The 16,682-nt window shown below is 71.6% G+C and carries 13 protein-coding genes, 1 tRNA gene and 1 pseudogene; 10 read left to right on the top strand and 5 right to left on the bottom strand.

Annotated elements, in window-relative coordinates; translation table 11 throughout:
- The first annotated feature begins 108 nt into the window (after positions 1 to 108).
- The 4 genes from ACZ303_RS01830 to ACZ303_RS01815 all read left to right on the top strand — a co-directional run bounded on the left by ACZ303_RS01830 (position 109) and on the right by ACZ303_RS01815 (position 4,055).
- Positions 109 to 591, top strand: coding sequence for an ATP-binding protein (locus tag ACZ303_RS01830; RefSeq protein WP_467334015.1), 483 nt, complete (start codon positions 109 to 111; stop codon positions 589 to 591).
- A 110-nt stretch (positions 592 to 701) separates the two neighbouring features.
- Positions 702 to 2,381, top strand: coding sequence for a sensor histidine kinase (locus ACZ303_RS01825; protein ID WP_467334013.1), 1,680 nt, complete (start codon positions 702 to 704; stop codon positions 2,379 to 2,381).
- A gap of 92 nt (positions 2,382 to 2,473) precedes the next feature.
- Positions 2,474 to 3,127, top strand: coding sequence for a response regulator (locus ACZ303_RS01820; protein ID WP_467334011.1), 654 nt, complete (start codon positions 2,474 to 2,476; stop codon positions 3,125 to 3,127).
- 160 nt (positions 3,128 to 3,287) lie between these two features.
- Positions 3,288 to 4,055 (top strand): SDR family oxidoreductase, encoded by a 768-nt coding sequence (locus ACZ303_RS01815; protein ID WP_467334009.1) that lies wholly within the window; start codon positions 3,288 to 3,290, stop codon positions 4,053 to 4,055.
- Positions 4,056 to 4,195: 140 nt separating this feature from the next.
- Here the strand turns inward: ACZ303_RS01815 and ACZ303_RS01810 are convergent, their stop codons facing one another.
- Together ACZ303_RS01810 and ACZ303_RS01805 are read right to left on the bottom strand one after the other, a co-directional pair.
- Positions 4,196 to 5,656, bottom strand: a complete 1,461-nt coding sequence (locus tag ACZ303_RS01810; RefSeq protein ID WP_467334007.1) for an aminopeptidase P family protein — start codon at positions 5,654 to 5,656, stop codon at positions 4,196 to 4,198.
- A 105-nt stretch (positions 5,657 to 5,761) separates the two neighbouring features.
- On the bottom strand, positions 5,762 to 7,519 hold the full coding sequence (locus ACZ303_RS01805; RefSeq protein ID WP_467334005.1) for a PP2C family protein-serine/threonine phosphatase: 1,758 nt from the start codon (positions 7,517 to 7,519) through the stop codon (positions 5,762 to 5,764).
- A gap of 866 nt (positions 7,520 to 8,385) precedes the next feature.
- Here ACZ303_RS01805 and ACZ303_RS01800 point away from each other — a divergent pair.
- From ACZ303_RS01800 to ACZ303_RS01790, 3 genes are all read left to right on the top strand, one after another.
- Positions 8,386 to 9,147 carry a bifunctional DNA primase/polymerase gene (locus tag ACZ303_RS01800; RefSeq protein WP_467334004.1) on the top strand — a complete coding sequence of 254 codons (762 nt, stop codon included), beginning with the start codon at positions 8,386 to 8,388 and terminating at the stop codon, positions 9,145 to 9,147.
- 378 nt (positions 9,148 to 9,525) lie between these two features.
- A complete protein-coding gene (locus tag ACZ303_RS01795; protein ID WP_467334002.1) occupies positions 9,526 to 10,164 on the top strand; it encodes a hypothetical protein in 639 nt (212 codons plus the stop codon).
- A gap of 326 nt (positions 10,165 to 10,490) precedes the next feature.
- Positions 10,491 to 10,763: a hypothetical protein gene (locus ACZ303_RS01790; protein WP_467334000.1), complete on the top strand. Its 273-nt coding sequence runs from the start codon at positions 10,491 to 10,493 to the stop codon at positions 10,761 to 10,763.
- Here ACZ303_RS01790 and ACZ303_RS01785 read toward each other — a convergent pair.
- The 3 genes and pseudogenes from ACZ303_RS01785 to ACZ303_RS01775 form a co-directional block, all read right to left on the bottom strand.
- Positions 10,745 to 11,713 carry a DUF5926 family protein gene (locus tag ACZ303_RS01785; RefSeq protein WP_467333998.1) on the bottom strand — a complete coding sequence of 323 codons (969 nt, stop codon included), beginning with the start codon at positions 11,711 to 11,713 and terminating at the stop codon, positions 10,745 to 10,747. The genes ACZ303_RS01790 and ACZ303_RS01785 overlap by 19 nt on opposite strands.
- A 480-nt stretch (positions 11,714 to 12,193) precedes the next feature.
- Positions 12,194 to 12,796 (bottom strand): annotated as a pseudogene (locus tag ACZ303_RS01780) (ATP-binding protein).
- Positions 12,797 to 12,848: 52 nt separating this feature from the next.
- Entirely contained in the window at positions 12,849 to 13,691 is an 843-nt protein-coding gene (locus tag ACZ303_RS01775) for a glycerophosphodiester phosphodiesterase (protein ID WP_467333996.1), read from the bottom strand.
- 329 nt (positions 13,692 to 14,020) lie between these two features.
- On the opposite strand from ACZ303_RS01775, the gene ACZ303_RS01770 reads away from it, so the two are divergent.
- The 3 genes from ACZ303_RS01770 to ACZ303_RS01760 all read left to right on the top strand — a co-directional run bounded on the left by ACZ303_RS01770 (position 14,021) and on the right by ACZ303_RS01760 (position 16,599).
- A complete protein-coding gene (locus ACZ303_RS01770; RefSeq protein WP_467333994.1) occupies positions 14,021 to 15,616 on the top strand; it encodes a S1C family serine protease in 1,596 nt (531 codons plus the stop codon).
- A 40-nt stretch (positions 15,617 to 15,656) separates the two neighbouring features.
- Positions 15,657 to 15,743: transfer RNA gene (locus ACZ303_RS01765), tRNA-Ser, on the top strand.
- A gap of 553 nt (positions 15,744 to 16,296) precedes the next feature.
- A complete protein-coding gene (locus tag ACZ303_RS01760; protein WP_467333992.1) occupies positions 16,297 to 16,599 on the top strand; it encodes a hypothetical protein in 303 nt (100 codons plus the stop codon).
- Positions 16,600 to 16,682: the final 83 nt, after the last annotated feature.

Here is a 16,682-nt window from a genome sequence, read left to right as displayed (position 1 = left end):
CCCGTCCGTCGCGTCGTCCGAATGAGCGGTCTCACGCGCTCGGCAGGCTTACGGGCCATCAGCGGTGGCTATACGTATCGGTATGTCGTCGCGGCCAGGAGGCTGAGCATGAGCATTTGGTGGTCACTCCATCTGCGGCGCGAGGCCGCGAGCGTTGCGCTCGCACGACGACTGCTGGTCGGCACCATGGAGACGGCCGGGGTCGACCCCGAGATCTCCTACGACCTGTCGGTCGCCCTCAGTGAGGCGTGTGCGAACGCCGTCGAGCACGGCGGCGATTCCTCCACCGGCTATCTCGTGACGGCGTTCATCGACGGCGACACCTGCCGGATCGAGGTCACGGACTCCGGCCCGGGCTTCCCCGAGCAGCCGCACCGCCGTGATCGCCGTCCGCAGCCGCGGCGCGCGAATCGGCCCCAGCGCCAGAAGACACCGGCCCCCGCCCAGGACGAACACGGCAGGGGCCTTTTTCTCATCGAGTCGCTCACCGACCACGTCCGCGTCCGCAACCGCCCCGGGCGGCAGGGCGCGGTGGTCAGTTTCGACAAGATCCTCAAGTGGAGAGAGGGCGCGCTGCTCAAGGCGTCGTGACGCGAGCCGCGCCCAGAGACTTTCGATGTCGCGACCGGCGACTTTGGTTGATCGGCCGGGAGACCTTCGGCTGACGACCCGGGACGTACCCGCTGCCTAGGCTGCGGAGCATGAAGGCGACATCGTGGGCTCGTGAGCTGTGGCGACGGCTGACCGACCCCGGGCAGTGGACCCGGCGGCGGCTGGCCGGGGAGTGCGCGCTGGCCCTAGTGCTCGCCGTCCTTTCCGCGGGCACCGAATGGCTGAGCGGGCACGGCGCCCTGCGGATGGTGGCGGTGGCGGCGGCCGTCGTGGTGCTGTCGGTGCTGCGGAGGGTGCTGCCCGGTACGGTCCTGATCACCGCGGCGGCGCTGTCCGCGGCGGCCGAGGGCGGCTGGCTGATATTGATCCTGGCCGGCTGGTCCGCGGGGCGCCGGATCCCGGGGGTGATGCGGGCGCTGGCGACGTTCTCCGCCGCCTTCGTCGTGAATATCGCGCTCGGGCTGGTGCGGGTGGAGCGGTCGGAGGTGTGGCTCGCCGCCTTCGGAGCGTTGATATTCCTGGTCTCCGTCGTGGTCCCCGGGCTCACGAGCCGTTACTGGACACAGCGCCACACCCTGCTGCAGGCGCTGCGCGAGCGCAACGCCCAATTGCTGCGCGAGCGGCAGATGATCGCCGGGCAGGCGCGGATGCGCGAGCGGCAGCGCATCGCCCAGGACATGCACGACAGCCTCGGCCATCAGTTGGCCCTCATCGCCGTGCACACGGGCGCGCTGGAGGTGGACAGGGAGCTGACCGGGCGGCAGCGGGAGGCCGTCGGGGTGCTGCGCGAGGCATCGGTGGCCGCGATGCACGAGCTGCGCGAGGTGGTCGGCATCCTCAAGGACGTCGGCACGGGCGAGGAGCGGGAGCCCGTCTCCAGGGCGGTGGCCGGCATCGAGGCGCTGGTCGAGTCGGCGGCGGCCGCCGGCGCCCGGGTCCGCTTCGAGCGCTCGGGCGAGCCGCGGCGGCTGGCCCCGACGGCCGACCACGCGGCGTACCGCGTCGCGCAGGAAGGACTGACGAACGCCTATAAGCACGCGCCGGGCGCGCCGATCACCGTCAGCCTGCGCTATGAGCCGGACGCCCTGGTCGTGGAGGTCGCGAACGGCCCGGTGCCCGCCGGGTCCCGGGACCGGTCGGCTCCGGTCAGCGGCGGTCAGGGGCTGACCGGCCTGCGGGAGCGGGCCCGGTTGGTCGGCGGGATGGTCCACGCCGGTCCGGTCGAGGACGGCTTCCGGCTCGCGGGGGTGCTTCCGTACGAGACCAAGGAGGCGGGAGAGGCGACCTTTGTCGACGGCGCCGACGACTTCCGGCAGCAGATGGGGGAGATACCGCCGGGCGACGGTGGACCGGTCATCGACTGGTCGGATCCGCGCGAGGAGTTCGAGAGCATCGTGAGCAAGAAGCGAAATGGCTGTCTGATCGGCTGCGGCGTCGCCCTGCTGGTTCTCGTGGGGCTTGTGGTGCTGGCTGTCCTGGGGGTGGGGAAAGTGATCGAGGAATCGGACAAGGCCACGATCGAGCCGAGCCTCTATGAGTCGGTGCGGGTGGGCGACAGCGAGGAGCGGGTGCGCGACCGGCTGCCGTCGGGGCAGTCCTTCATCACCTCCGGGGTGACGGACAAGCTGCCGGACGACCCGGCCGGGACGAGCTGTCTCGCCCTGCTGTCCACCGACACCTCCAGGGGGCTGAGCACGGATACCGTTTACCGCTTCTGCTTCAAGGACGGGAAACTGGCCGAGAAGCGTGAGTTCCACGTCAAGAACTGAGCGTCACGTCAAAACCGAGTGCCACATCAAGATCTGACCTCCACATCAAGATCTGAGTTCCAGGTCAAGAAGCCAAGGGAGCGGGAGACCAGGTGATCCGCGTCCTCATCGCCGACGACGAGCCGCTCATCCGGGCCGGCATCAGGATGATCCTCACCTCGGCCGACGACATCGAGGTCGTGGCGGAGGCGGCGAACGGGCGCGAGGCGGTCGAGCTGGCCCGCCGCCACCAGGTGGCGGTGGCGCTGCTCGACATCCGGATGCCGGTGATGGACGGCCTCGACGCGCTCGCCGAGATCCGGCGGTCGGCGCCGGAGATACGGGCGCTGATCCTGACCACCTTCGGCGAGCGCGAGAACGTGCTGCGGGCGCTGCGGCAGGGCGGGGCCGGCTTCCTGCTCAAGGACTCGGCCCCCGGGGAGCTGATCGGGGCGGTACGGGCGGCGGCGGCCGGCGACGCCTATCTGTCGCCCGCGGCGACCCGGCATGTCGTGGACTCGCTGGCCATCGCTCCGGAGGTCGCCCGCGGCGAGCGGGCGAGGGCGCGGGTGGCCGCCCTGAGCGAGCGTGAGCGCGAGGTGCTGGCCCTGCTCGGCGAGGGGCTGTCCAATGCCGACGCAGGCCGGCGGATCCATATGAGCGAGGCCACCGTGAAGACGTACGTCAGCCGCATCCTCGCCAAGCTGGAATGCGAGAACCGCGTGCAGGCCGCGCTGCTGGCGCGGGACGCCGGCCTGGGCGCCTGACCGGCGTGCCGGGGGCCATGACCGGCGCCATGACCGGCGATCAGGGAAGGGGCCGAGAGGTGGCCCGGCCTGCCCGTGTGGATGCCGTCCGCAGGCGTATGCGGGCATACGTCAATAACGTGGGCGATACCGGCAATCCATCCGTCTCCGGGAGAGGCCCATGCCCACGCCCGCACCCACCCGCACGCTCAAGGACAAGGTCGTCGTCATCGGAGGCGCGTCGAGGAACCTCGGCGGTCTCATCGCCAGGCACGTCGCCTCGGACGGTGCCAACGTCGTCGTCCACTACAACAGCCCCTCCTCCAAGGAGGGGGCCGAGAAGACCGCCGCCGACGTCAAGGCCGCGGGTGGCGATGCGGTCGTCCATGAGGCCGACCTGACGAAGGTGGCCGAGGTCGAGGGGCTCTTCGATGTCGCGGTCGCGGCCTTCGGCAAGGTCGACTGCATGGTGAACACGGCCGGCATGGTCATCAAGAAGCCGATGACGGAGACGTCCGAGGAAGAGTTCGACAAGATGTTCGCCGTCAACACCAAGGCGGCCTACTTCATGATGCGCGAGGCCGCCAAGCGGCTGGAGGACGGCGGGAAGATCGTCACCATCGTGACCTCGCTGCTCGCCGCCTACACCGGCCTGTACTCCGTCTACGCGGGCAGCAAGGCCCCCGTCGAGCACTTCACCCGGGCGCTCTCCAAGGAGCTGTTCGGTCGCAACATCTCCGTCAACAACATCGCGCCCGGCCCCATGGACACCGGGTTCTTCTATCCGGCGGAGACCGACGACTCGATCGCGTACCACAAGTCCTCGGCGATGAACGGCGACCTCACGAAGATCGAGGAGATCGCGCCCTATGTGAAGTTCCTGCTCACCGACGGCTGGTGGCTCAACGGCCAGACGCTCTTCATCAACGGCGGCTACACGACCCGGTGACCGCCCGCGCACCCGGTGACGATGGATAGCCGCTGTGACGACGGAGCCGCAGTGGACGGCGAAGAGCCGCGGCCCGCGCGTGGTGCGGGCCGCGGCTCTCACTTCAAGAAGCCGTGATCACCTCGATCATCAGGCGGTGATCAGCCCTTGAGCTCCGCCATCCACGTCTCGACGTCCGAGGACGTCCGCGGCAGCGCCGCGGAGAGGTTCCGGTTGCCGTCCTCGGTGACGAGGATGTCGTCCTCGATGCGGACACCGATCCCGCGGTACTCCTCGGGCACGGTCGTGTCGTCGGCCTGGAAGTACAGGCCGGGCTCGACGGTCAGCACCATGCCGGGCTCCAGGACACCGTCGACGTACGTCTCGGTACGGGCGACCGCGCAGTCGTGGACGTCCAGGCCGAGCATGTGGCCGGTGCCGTGCAGGGTCCAGCGGCGCTGGAGGCCGAGCTCCAGGACGCGCTCGACCGGGCCCTTGACCAGGCCCCACTCGACGAGCTTCTCGGCGAGCACACGCTGGGCGGCGTCGTGGAAGTCGCGGAACTTGGCGCCCGGCTTGACCGCCGCGATGCCGGCCTCCTGGGCCTCGTACACGGCGTCGTAGATCTTGCGCTGGAGGTCGGTGTACGCGCCGTTGATCGGCAGCGTGCGGGTGACGTCCGCGGTGTAGAGGGAGCGGGTCTCCACGCCGGCGTCCAGGAGCAGCAGCTCGCCGGAGCGGACCGGGCCGTCGTTGCGCACCCAGTGCAGGGTGGTGGCGTGCGGGCCGGCGGCGCAGATGGAGCCGTAGCCGATGTCGTTGCCCTCGACGCGGGCGCGCAGGAAGAACGTGCCCTCGATGTAGCGCTCCGAGGTGGCCTCGGCCTTGTCGAGGACCTTCACGACGTCCTCGAAGCCGCGGATCGTGGAGTCGACGGCCTGCTGGAGCTCGCCGATCTCGTAGGCGTCCTTCACCAGGCGCTGCTCGCTGATGAAGACGCGCAGCTCCTCGTCGTGCTCGGCGGTGACCTTGTCGGTCAGGGCCGCCTCGATCCCGGCGTCGTGGCCGCGCACGGCGCGGACCGGGCCGGTGGCCTCCGCGAGGGCGTCGGCGAGCTCGCGGACGTCCTTGGCCGGGATGCCCAGCAGCAGCTCGGCCTCGGTGAGGCTGTGGCGGCGGCCGACCCAGAGCTCGCCCTGGCCGTCGAGCCAGAACTCGCCGTTCTCGCGGTTGGAGCGCGGCAGCAGATAGATCGTCGCGTCGTGGCCCTCGGGGCCGGTCGGCTCCAGGACCAGCACGCTGTCGTGGGTCTGGTCACCGGTGAGGTACACGTACTCCGTCGAGGCCCGGAAGCTGTACTCCGTGTCGTTCGACCGGGTCTTGAGGTTCCCCGAGGGGATCACCAGGCGCTCGCCCGGGAAGCGCGCGGAGAGCTCGCCGCGGCGTCGGGCGGTCTCGGCGGCCTGGGGGATGGGCCGCAGGTCACGCAGCTCCGTGTCGGCCCAGCCGGACTTCATATTGGCGGCAAGCTCATCGGAGACGGCCGGGTAGAGGCCGTTCTTCCGCTGCTTGATCGGCTCGTCACCTTCGGGGTTCTCGGGCGCGGGCTGCTGCTCGGTCACTGCATTTCCTCCTCGGACGGGGCCGCTTTCCATCGTATGTGCGAGGAAATGCGACGGAGAAGGCTATGGATGAACAGGTGAGGCCCCAGGGGACCCCGATCAAGATCATTGGAAGTGTGCGGCGAGCAGGATGACGTCGTCGCCGCAGTCGCCGTCGTCGGCGATGTCCTCGTCGGCGTTCGGCAGGACGGTCCGCAGGACGTGCTCCACGATGGCGTCCGGGTCGTCCAGGGCGGCCCGCGGAACGCTCGCCGCCGCCCGGTGCAGCCGGGTGAAGGCCCGGTCCATCGCGTCGCCGGTGCGGTGCAGCAGCCCGTCGCTGTAGAAGAGCAGCGTCTCGCCGGAGACCGGCTCGATCTCGACGCTGGGCGCCTCCCAGCACGCGAGCATGCCGAGCGGCGCGGACAGCGACGTCTCCACGTACTCGACGCGCTGCCGGCCGATGATCAGCGGCGGGCAGTGCCCCGCACCCGCCAGGAGCACCTTGTGCGTCCGGCCGACGCCGCGCGGGTCGCCGGCCGGCTCGCAGTAGGCGAAGAGCGCGGTGGCGGCGCGCGCGGGGTCGGTCAGCCGCAGCAGGAGTTCGAGGTCGGACAGGACGGCGACCGGATCCTCGCCCTCCATGACGGCGTACGCGCGCAGGGACGCCCGCAGCCGGCCCATCGCGGCGATGGCGCTGGGCCCGGAACCCGTCACTCCGCCGACCGCGAGGCCGAACGCGCCCTCGGGCAGCGGCAGCGCGTCGTACCAGCCGCCCCCGCCCTGCCGCCCGCTGCGGTGGCGTACGGCCAGGCGGACCCCGCCGATCCGGGGCAGCCGGCTGGGGAGCAGCTCCTCGCGAAGGGTGGCGACGGCGCCGCGGGCCTCGGCCAGTTCGAGATGGCGGGCGAGGTGTTCGGTGGCGTAGTCGCGGTAGAGGCCGACGAGGTGGCGCTGCCGCTCGGTGGGCTCGGCCGGCTCGTCGTAGAGCCAGATGGCCGCACCGAGCCGGCCCGCGCCCTCCGACTCCAGCGGTACGGCGTAGCTGGCGCCGTAACCGAGGCGGGCCGCGACCTCGCGGTGGCGCGGGGCGAGCTCCTCGTCGGCGGCGATGTCGGGGTGCGCGGTGCCGGTGCGGGCCCCGACGGGCGGCAGGTCGTCGAAGAGCCGGCCGTACGGGCCGAAGGGCCCGGAGCCGAAGGTCTCACCGGAGTCGTAGGCGTCGTCCGGGCCGAAGGGGGGCCCTGCCCCGTGGAGGCCCGGGCCGCGGGTGTCACCGCGGCCGTGGGCGTCGGCCGGCACGGGCGTCCCGTGCGGCTCGTACGCCTCGTGCGGCTTGCGCGGTTCGTACGTGTCGTGGGGTTTGAGCGGCTTGCGCGGCTTGTGTGTTCCGGGCGCACCGGCCGGTTCCGGGCCGCGCGGGATGGTCTCGATGTGGCCGAGGTCGGCGCGGTCGAGGCCGAGGCCGACGGTGGTGGGGTGCTCGTGCCCGGGGCCTTCGGTCGGGTGCAGGGTGACCAGGCCGCGGCGGGCGCCGACGAGGGACGCCCCGGCGCGCAGCATCTCGTGCAGGGCGGCGTGGAGGGTCGCGGTCCGGGCGAGCCGCTCGGTCAGCTCCTGGACCGTGGTGAGGTCCGAGATCCAGCCCGCGAGGCGGTCCTGTACGAGGGCGTTCGGCGCGGGGATCCGGAGGCCGGCCGGGGTGGAGCGTCCGGCTCCGGCGGACCCGGCCGGTCCGGGCGAGCCGGTGGCCCCGGTGGCGGTGGGGGAGGTGGGGCCGTTGGGACCAGGGGCGGTCGGGGTGCCGGCGGGGGTCGGAGTGTGGGAGGGCGCGGGGAGGGGAGGATTGATTCCGGCCACTTTCGGCAGGTGTGGCGTGGTCATGATCGACTGCCCTGGCAGGGCCGCGTGGCGGCGCAGGGGGCAGCGGTCCGGGCAGGTGCCCGCCGCTTCCTGTCGAGCCCGCGCGACCAGCTGATCAGCCTGTACTTTCGCATCAATAGCATCGCAAACCCCCTGTCGTGTTGCGTGCTATCAGTGCTCCACATGTACACGCCTGGACAATGTGATGTCCAGCACTGCGCCAGTGGGATTGATGGTGTCTATGGGGTTTCAAACTTGGCCGGAAAATGGTCCCGCGCCTCCGGGTCCGCGATCGACTGGCGTCGCTCGACAGCGCGTCATATCCACCCCGGTGGGTACGTACTCGGTGAAGGGCAGGGGCAGTTGGGGCCGCCCCGGAACCCGGCGGCGGACCCGAGCGTCTTTACCGGCAACAGCCGCGCCCACCCCCCGAGGGCGTGGGGCGACCCGTGCCGCAGGCGAGGGGCGCACAGGCTCAGCACGAAGCGCCATACGCGCGCCACCCCCCGCCATGTTTCACGCTCGGCCCGTGGCGTGATGCGCTGCGTTGTACATGCAGTGGTGTACATGCGGTGACGTTGACCCATGTGGTGTGCCGGCCTCGAAAGAGCCACGGCGTGTTGAGCAGCGCGCGATGTCGAGCTCGTAGTGCCATGTAGTCCGGACGTGGTTCGGACGCAGCCCGACGCAGTGCATGGCGATGCCATGCGGATCCATGCAGATCGACGCAGTTCCACGTAGTTCATCGGTTCACGCAGTTCACGTAGTTCCGGTCACGTAGTTCCAGGCAGTTCCCGCAGTTCCTGCGAAGAGTCATGCAGTGCGATACGACCCTTGTCTCCGACAAGGGCCCCAACTTCGGCGTTTACGGAAAGGAACGAGCGCTCATGCGCGAGATCCTCGGAAGGCGACGCAAGCTCTCGCTTCGGCGAGCCGGTCCGTCCGCGGCACTCACCGCGGCCCTGACCTATGCCACGGAGTGGCAATGGCCCGTACTCCCCGGTGTGGGTCTGCGGTCCGACGGCGGCCGCGAGACCGAATGCGCCTGCCCGCACCCCGACTGCGCGGCCCCCGGTGCCCACCCCTTCGACCCGGGCCTGCTGGCGGCGACCACGGACACCCGGATGGTCCAGTGGTGGTGGACCAACCGCCCCGAGGCGCCCGTCGTGCTCGCCACGGGCGGCCGGGCGCCCTGCGCGGTGAGCCTGCCGGCCGTGGCCGGTGCGCGCGCCCTGGCGTCCTTCGACCGGGCGGGCGTACGCCTCGGCCCGGTGGTCGCCACCCCCACCCGGTGGGCCCTTCTGGTGGCCCCGTACTCCCTCGAAGTCCTCGGCGAACTGCTCCACAGCCAGGACTGGGTGCCCGGTTCGCTGCGCTTCCACGGGGAGGGCGGCTATGTGGCACTGCCACCGTCGCCCACGGGGGCCGGCCGGGTGCGCTGGGAGCGGGCACCGCAGCAGCCGGGCGGTCCGGCCGCCGGTGCGGCTCGCACGGTCCGGGCCTCGCGCTCCGGCCGGACGCCGTCGGCGGAGCGGGGGGGCGCCGCCGCTCCGCCGTGGCTGCCGGACATCGCCACGGTGGTCGACGTCCTCGTCGAGGAGAGCGCGGGCACGGGCACGGCGGGCGGCGGCAGCAGGCTCGCGTACTGAGCGGTTGACGGGCGCGGCGGAGCCGACGGGCCGCGGCCGGCGCGAGGAACGGCGCCCCTGAGGGGGCTGCCTGTGCGAGCACACGAGAGCGCGTACGGACGGGAGACGCACGCGCTCTCACTCGTACGGGTGTAAGCCGTTCCGAGAACTGTGGGAAACCACCGCGCGGCCCCCCGGTGGGCCCCGTCCTGCCCGCTATGTTCGGGTGAGGGCCTGCGCCGGATCCCGCTGCCGGGCGCCTTTCGGTCCGGGCGGGGCGTATTCGACGGCGTCCCCGCGCTTCAGCGTTCGCGGCGAGTTGCAGGTGGTCCCATGGATCGTGCGTCCGGTGTGCCCGGTGTGCCCAGTGCGTCTCAGCAGCGTGCGGCGAATCTTCGGATGGTGGCTCTGGCGAGCGTGGTCGCCCTCGCCGTCGTGCTGCCGCTGGCGGCGGCGACGGCCGGCCCCGCGGGGCTGATGAGTCCGGAAAAGAGCGGCGAACGGGCCCGGGGCGAGGGTCGGTCCGCTCCGCGGGGGCCGGATCGTGACGGTGCCCGGGGCGACGGCGCGAGGAAGGGCGAGCGGTACGGGGCCGCGGCGCAGCTTCCGGGGGCCGGGGCGGTCGCCGACGCCTCGGACGGCCCGGGACTGTCGACGGATCCTTCGGACACTTCGGTCGGTCTGGGCGGCCCTGGCGCCGGTTCCACGCGCTGCGGCCCCGAAGTCTCCTCGCCGGAAGGGCTGGAGGCCCAGACGTGCGTCCTGGAGCGCGGCCCCGACACCTGGGGCCGGACGTACTACCGCAACGCCTCAGGCGGGCCGCTGGCGGCCGTGCTGACCCTGATGGGCCCCGACGGCCGGACGGTCGAGGTGCGGTGCCAGGCGGGGGCCTCCGGCGACCCGGGCGGCTGCGAGACGCCGCACCGGCCGACGGTGCGGGACGAGGGTGCGTACGCGGCGGTGGCGGAGTTCGCCTCGCCCGAGGGGAAGATGCTGCTCAGATCCGGCAGCAACTCACCTGACGACCGGATGGATTAGGGCGCGGGCCGGAGAGCGGAGGACCGGGCCGGGCAGGGGGTCTGCCGGCGGAGGGTGCGGGCCCGGCGAGGGGATCGGTGGTCCGCGGGCCGCGTCGGCGGCGCCGGGCGCGTATCCGGGCCGCGTGTCCAGGCCGCATGTATCCGGGCGGCGTGTCCAGGCAGCGTGTCCAGGCATGGAAACGCCCGGTCGCTGGCGACGGGGGATGCACCAGCGACCGGGCTTCTAGAACCGTAACAAGAGATCGGCCGTTCGCAAATTCGATCGCGGATTTCCGGACGCGGATTTCCGGTCTTTCAGCGGGAGTTGTGACAGGAGTCACGTGAATGAAGCCCCTGGAAGCCCGGAATCTTTCGCTCCGCTATTGGATCACCGGTCTTCGCGGCTTCTCCGCCGCCTCTTCGCGGTCTCTCCATCGGCTCTTCGCCGACTCTCCGGCGATCAATGGCCGTTCAACTGTGGTTCGACTGTCGATCGGACGGTGGGCCGGATCTCGTATGTTCCGCGAGATCGAATACCGGTTCCGCCACCGGTTTTCATCGCCGGTTTGCGATACCGGTTCCACTACCGGTTTCGGCCGTCAGTTCAGGGTGACCTGACGGCTGGTGAGGCCGCCGCGCGCCCGTCGCTCCTCGGCCGTCAGCGGCGCGTCGTCCGCGAGCGCGACCGCCAGCCGCTCCGCGAAGACCGCGGCCGCCTTCTCGACGTCCTCGGCCCGCATCGCGCTCGGCAGGTCCCAGACCGGCACGGTCAGCCCGTGCGCGCGGAACGAGCCGACCAGGCGGGTGTCCTCGCCGAGCGAGGTCGCGCCCGCGACCTGCAGCCGGGCCAGGGCGTCCAGGAGCCGCTCCTCCGGGTGGGTCATGACCCAGCGCAGGTGGTTCTTCTCCGGGGTCTCGCACCAGTACGCGGCGTCGACGCCCGACAGCCGGACCGTCGGGATCGCGGCGGCGTTGGCGCGGTCCAGCGAGGCGGCGACCTCGCCGGTCGCGTTCTCGGCGTTCTCGACCCAGAACTCGAAGCCCGTGTGGACGGCCGGCTCGAAAGGGCTCTCCAGGTCGAGCAGGTCCTGAAGCCGCGGGCCGTCGGTGCCGACGCGCGTGGCGGCGACCGGCGTGCCGGGCTCGGCGACCAGGGCGCGCTGGAGCGTGTCCGCGAGATCGCGGCTGAGGTCGCCGGAGGCGGTGTCGTTCTGAAGGCCCAGCAGCACCGCGCCGTTGTCGCGGCGCAGGGCGGGCCAGGCCATGGGCAGCACGGTGGCCAGCGTCACGGACGGCACGCCCTCGGGCAGCCCGTCCTTGAGGGTGAGTTCCACGGTCGCGGCGGGCACGAGCTCGCGCAGCGCGACCCAGTCGGCCTCGCCGGGCAGCCCCTCGAACGGCCGCTGGACGAGCTCGGCGACCGCGTGCGCGGCCTCCCTGCCGTGGCAGGCCTTGTAGCGGCGACCCGACCCACAGGGGCAGGGCTCGCGTGCGCCGACGACCGGGATGGGGCCGTCGACGGCCTGCGGCGTGGCGGCCTTGGTCTGGGGGCGGCGCTTCTTGGCCATGGCGTGCGTGTCTCCCGATCGTGCGGTACGCGGCGGCACCCGCGGTCTGCGGTGTCCGCGGCTCGGATGCCTGGGTCGTGCGACGGAGGCGATCCGTCGACGGCGCGAGCCTAGCGTCCGCCGTGCCGCCCGGACGGGTACGCGCGGGCTGGACGAGGCGGATCGGGATCGGGGCGAGTCGGGATGAGGAGGGAGCGGGTCGGGCCCGGGGGCGGGATTGCGGTTCCGGTTCGGCTTCCGCTTGGGCTTCGTCCGCTGCTTCGGTCCGGGACCTGTCCGGCCGGTGGTGGTGGGGTGCCGCGTCGGGGGAGCGCTGTGCGCGCTCCGGTCGCGGGGCCCACCGGCCGTACGCCACTTCGTACCGCTGCCGTATCGCTGCCGTACCGCTGTCGTGCCACGCCGTCGTGGCACGTGGGCGCCGATGTGCGCGCTGCCCGGTGCTGTGTGATGTGCCGCGGGTCTACGCGCGTCGCGCCGCCGTTACGCCAGCTCGTCGATTTCGCCGAATGCCATCTCCGGGACGAGAGCGACGCGCGTAGCGAAACTGCCGCGCGCCGACAGGGCGGCCCAGACGGTCACCTCGCCGGATGCGTCCCGTACGCCCCAGTCCTGGGAGAGAGCGCTGATGATGTTCAGGCCGCGGCCCCCGCGCGCGGTCACCGAAGGTGTGGCCGGAAGTGGCCGGGTCGGGCCGCCCCCGTCCGTGACCTCGACCGTGAGCCGGCCGTGCTGGTCCACGCGCCAAGCCGCACGTATTCCCCCGTCCTTCTCCCCGTTTCTGTCGCCGTTCTCCGGGCTCAGCGGGCGTCCGTGCCGGTACGCGTTGCTGAGCAATTCCGAAAGGATCAATACGGCGTCGTCGATGACCGAATCCGATACCCCACTGATGCGCAGGTCCTCACGCATCCGGTGTCTTGCCTGGCCCACACCGGTCGGACCATGGGGTACGGCCATGATCGACGACGTGGGCACCTCCTGTGCCACCACCAACGCCACCCCCGAGACCTCCTTTGCCCCACGTCAGGGGATGGATGCCCCAATGGACTGGACCGGAAACCGGCCATCCACGCCCCGGTGATGCACTCGCACGGCTCGAACACGTACCGAACGCGCCGGAGCACTCCTTGTAATGGAGCTACGATCGCCCGAGTTGGGAAAGGACCTGCTTGGGTCGGTTTGTGATCACTGCGTCCACTCCGATGCGCGCGCAGAGTTCGACATCGACCGGATCGTTCACGGTCCAGACGTGCGCCTGGTTCCCCGCGCGGTGCAGCCGGGCCACGTAGGCCGGGTCCTTGCGGAGGATCCGGATGCTCGGCCCGGCGATGCGTACGCCCTCGGGAAGCCGGCCGTCGCGGTGGCGCGGTGAGAGGAACTGCATCAGATAGACGGTCGGAATGGCGGGCGCGCCGACGTGGACGCGGTGCAGGGAGCGGGCCGAAAAGCTCATCACCCGCACCTTCGAGGGCTCACCGGCGGGCGGGTCGGCGAGGCCGAAGCGGCCGAGGAGCTCCAGCAGCCGCGCCTCGACCTGGCCCGCCCAGCGGGTCGGGTGCTTGGTCTCGATGGCCAGCTCGACGCGGCGGCCGGCGTCGGCGACGAGCTCGAGGAGGCGCTCCAAGGTGAGGACCGAGGTGGCGTCGAGGTCGGGGGCCTCCTGGAGATCGGGCGCCTCCCTGTCGGTGGCCGCGCCCTTCCAGGAGCCGAAGTCGAGGGCCGCGAGATCGGCCAGTTCGAGGGAGGAGACGGCGCCGCGGCCGTTGGAGGTGCGGTTGACGCGACGGTCGTGCACGCAGACGAGATGCCCGTCGGCGGTGAGGCGCACATCGCACTCCAGCGCGTCGGCACCGTCCTCGATCGCCCGGCGGTAGGCGGCGAGGGTGTGCTCCGGGGCGTCCTCGGAGGCCCCGCGGTGGGCGATGACGGCGAGCTGGTGGCGCTCGGGGTTGTTGTCCCGGGCCGGGTGCGCATTGGTCACCGCGTTATGGTGCCACCGCCCGACACTCTCGCGCATGCGCGCCCCTTTGCCTGGATTGCCGGGGATAAGGGTCTGTGCCCGCGTGCACAGGCTCCGCTTACGGTGGTCTGACGCGCCATGGGAAATGCTGGCAGTGGGCAACGGACTTTTGCACAGGCCCATGGGCATGTAGGCATGTAGGCACGGACGCGCAGGCATGGGCGTCGGGAGAAGCCGGGGCGTGCGTCCTGGCGGGCGCCTGGGCGGGGGTCCGGGCATACAGGCCACCTGGCCGACGTCGCGAACGAAACTGATGTGCACCCTGTGATGCACGTGATGAGGAGAGAACTGTGAGCACCGAGAACGAGGGCGCCGCCGTTCCGACCGGGCCCGGTCCGCGTACGGAGGCCCCGACGTCGGCCGCCGAGCCGGAGCGCCCCGTTCCGCCCGTACCGCCGCTGCCGAGCGCGCCGCCGACGGCGACCGCGCCCGCGCCTGCCGCCGAGGAGGCGGGGGAGCCGCCGGTCGAGGACCGTACGGCGCAGCTGCCGAGCGTCGATGGCGGCGCGGACGCTTCGGGCGCTGCCGGCGCTCCGGGTGCCTCCGAGGCCGCCACCGCGCCGCAGCAGCCCGCGTACGCGCAGGTCGGCGCGGCGGGGCAGCACGGCGGTGGCACGCACGGCGGTTGGTACGGCGCGGGGGCCGCGGGTCAGCACCAGCAGCCGCCGCAGCCGCAGCCGTACGGTGGGGCGGCCGGCGGCGGTCCCACCGGGCCCCAAGGCGCCTGGGGCGCGGTCCCCGTCCCGCCGGCGCGCAAGCGCGGGGGCGGCCTCGTCGCGGCGGCCCTGGTCGCGGCGCTCGTCGCGGGCGGCGTCGGCGGCGGCGTCGGCTATTGGGTCGCGGACCGCAATGGCAGTGACTCCTCCACGACCGTCTCCTCCTCCGGCGACCCCAAGCTGGAGAGCCGGACGCCGGGTTCGGTCGCGGACATCGCGAACAAGGCGCTGCCGAGCGTCGTCACCATCGAGGCGCAGAGCGGCGGCGGCGAGGGCGGCACGGGCACCGGCTTCGTCTACGACAAGCAGGGCCACATCCTGACCAACAACCACGTCGTCGCCTCGGCCGCGCAGGGCGGCGGCAAGCTCACGGCGACGTTCTCCAACGGCAAGCAGTACGACGCCGAGGTCGTCGGCCGCGCGCAGGGCTACGACGTCGCCGTCATCAAGCTGAAGGACGCCAGCGGCGCCAAGCTCAACCCGCTGCCGCTCGGTGACTCCGACCGGGCGGCGGTGGGCGACGCGACGGTCGCCATCGGCGCTCCCTTCGGCCTGTCCGGCACGGTCACCACGGGCATCGTCAGCGCCAAGAAGCGCCCGGTGGCCTCCAGCGACGGCGGCGGCAGTGGAAACGCGTCGTACATGAGCGCGCTCCAGACGGACGCGTCCATCAACCCGGGCAACTCCGGCGGCCCGCTGCTCAACGCCCAGGGCGCGGTCATCGGCATCAACTCCGCCATCCAGTCCGCGAACAACTCCGGCGGCTTCGGCGGCGGGCAGCAGCAGGCCGGCAGCATCGGCCTCGGCTTCGCGATCCCGATCAACCAGGCGAAGAACGTCGCCGACCAGCTGATCAAGGACCGTACGCCGATCTACCCGGTCATCTCCGCCACGGTGAACATGAAGGACTCCGGCAACGGCGCCAAGATCGCCCCCTCCGGCGCCAACAACTCCCCGGCCGTCAGCCCCGGTGGCCCCGCCGACAAGGCCGGCCTGAAGCCGGGCGACGTCATCACCAAGCTCGACGACACCGCCATCGACAGCGGCCCCACCCTCATCAGCGAGATCTGGACCCACCGCCCGGGCGACAAGGTGACGGTCACCTACACCCGCGACGGCAAGCAGTCCACGACGGAGATCACCTTGGGCGAACGCAAGGGCGACAGCTGAGGCGATAGGCTGACCCCCGTGTCGCCCCCGGGCGACGCGGGGAGGCTTGCCCGAGCGGCCTAAGGGAACGGTCTTGAAAACCGTCGTGGCAGCGATGTCACCGAGGGTTCAAATCCCTCAGCCTCCGCCGAAGTCAGCGAATGCGCTGACCACAAGGGGTGTCTCTCAGCGAGAGACACCCCTTCAGTCATTCTTCTGTCTCACCCCCGACCCGCTCGTAGCCCGCCGGTGACCAGGGTGTGCGGGCCATGCACGGGCCAAGGGTCGACCCTCACTCGTCTCCGTCGAGCGCCTGGTCGATGAGCTTGGTTCGCCCTCTCCTGCACGCCGCGCAGAATCGTGGCGTAGAACCGGCAGAGGACCGCGAGGCTGTGCCCCGCCCGGCGCGCCACCTCGGCCGGGTCGACCCCCGCAGCCGGTCATTGGGGTGGTTCAGCGCACGCTCCATGCGCTCACAACGGACAGCGGTACCCGGAAGAACTGCCCCAGCGCGGTGGGCAGGCTGCTGGCGCCGGAGATCAATTGGCAGCTCTGGAGGTGGAGGAACGCCGGCGGGTACGCCAGGGGCTCTGCCGCCTCGCGGCGCACCGGCACTGGGCAGCGCACGTCGCCGGCCGACTCTGGTGGCTGAGTGGCGGATCTCGGACCCTGCCTGGCATGCCTTCTTCGTCCGGACCCAGGTGAGCCGCGTCTTTCAGATCCGGATGCGCCTGGTCCCGGCGCTCCGCGAGGTCCGCACCATCGACCACCAATGGGAGGTCATCTGGGTCGAGGGCAGGCCCAGGCTGGCGGTGTCAGCCGAATACCAACGTGGACAGGTGAGGACGATTTCCCGGGGCCGGACGGTCGTGCGGGGCGCCGACGGCGGCGTGGAGACGACGGAGACGTTCCGCTTCGACAGCGCGGAGATGAAGGACCCCGTGCGAGACGCGGTCCTTGGAGCAGGATGGACATGGCGCGGAGTCGTGTTCGGCAAGCTGTGACCGGCTTGCGGGACTGTTCCGGACTCCCAGTGATTGCGCCTCGGCCCGGCTGCTGGGCAGTGACGCCGCATGGCTACCATTTC

It is taken from the genome of Streptomyces sp. NPDC023527 (assembly GCF_055560115.1).
Note: the sequence above shows the minus strand (reverse complement) of the source record. Positions and strands in the feature narration are given on the sequence as shown.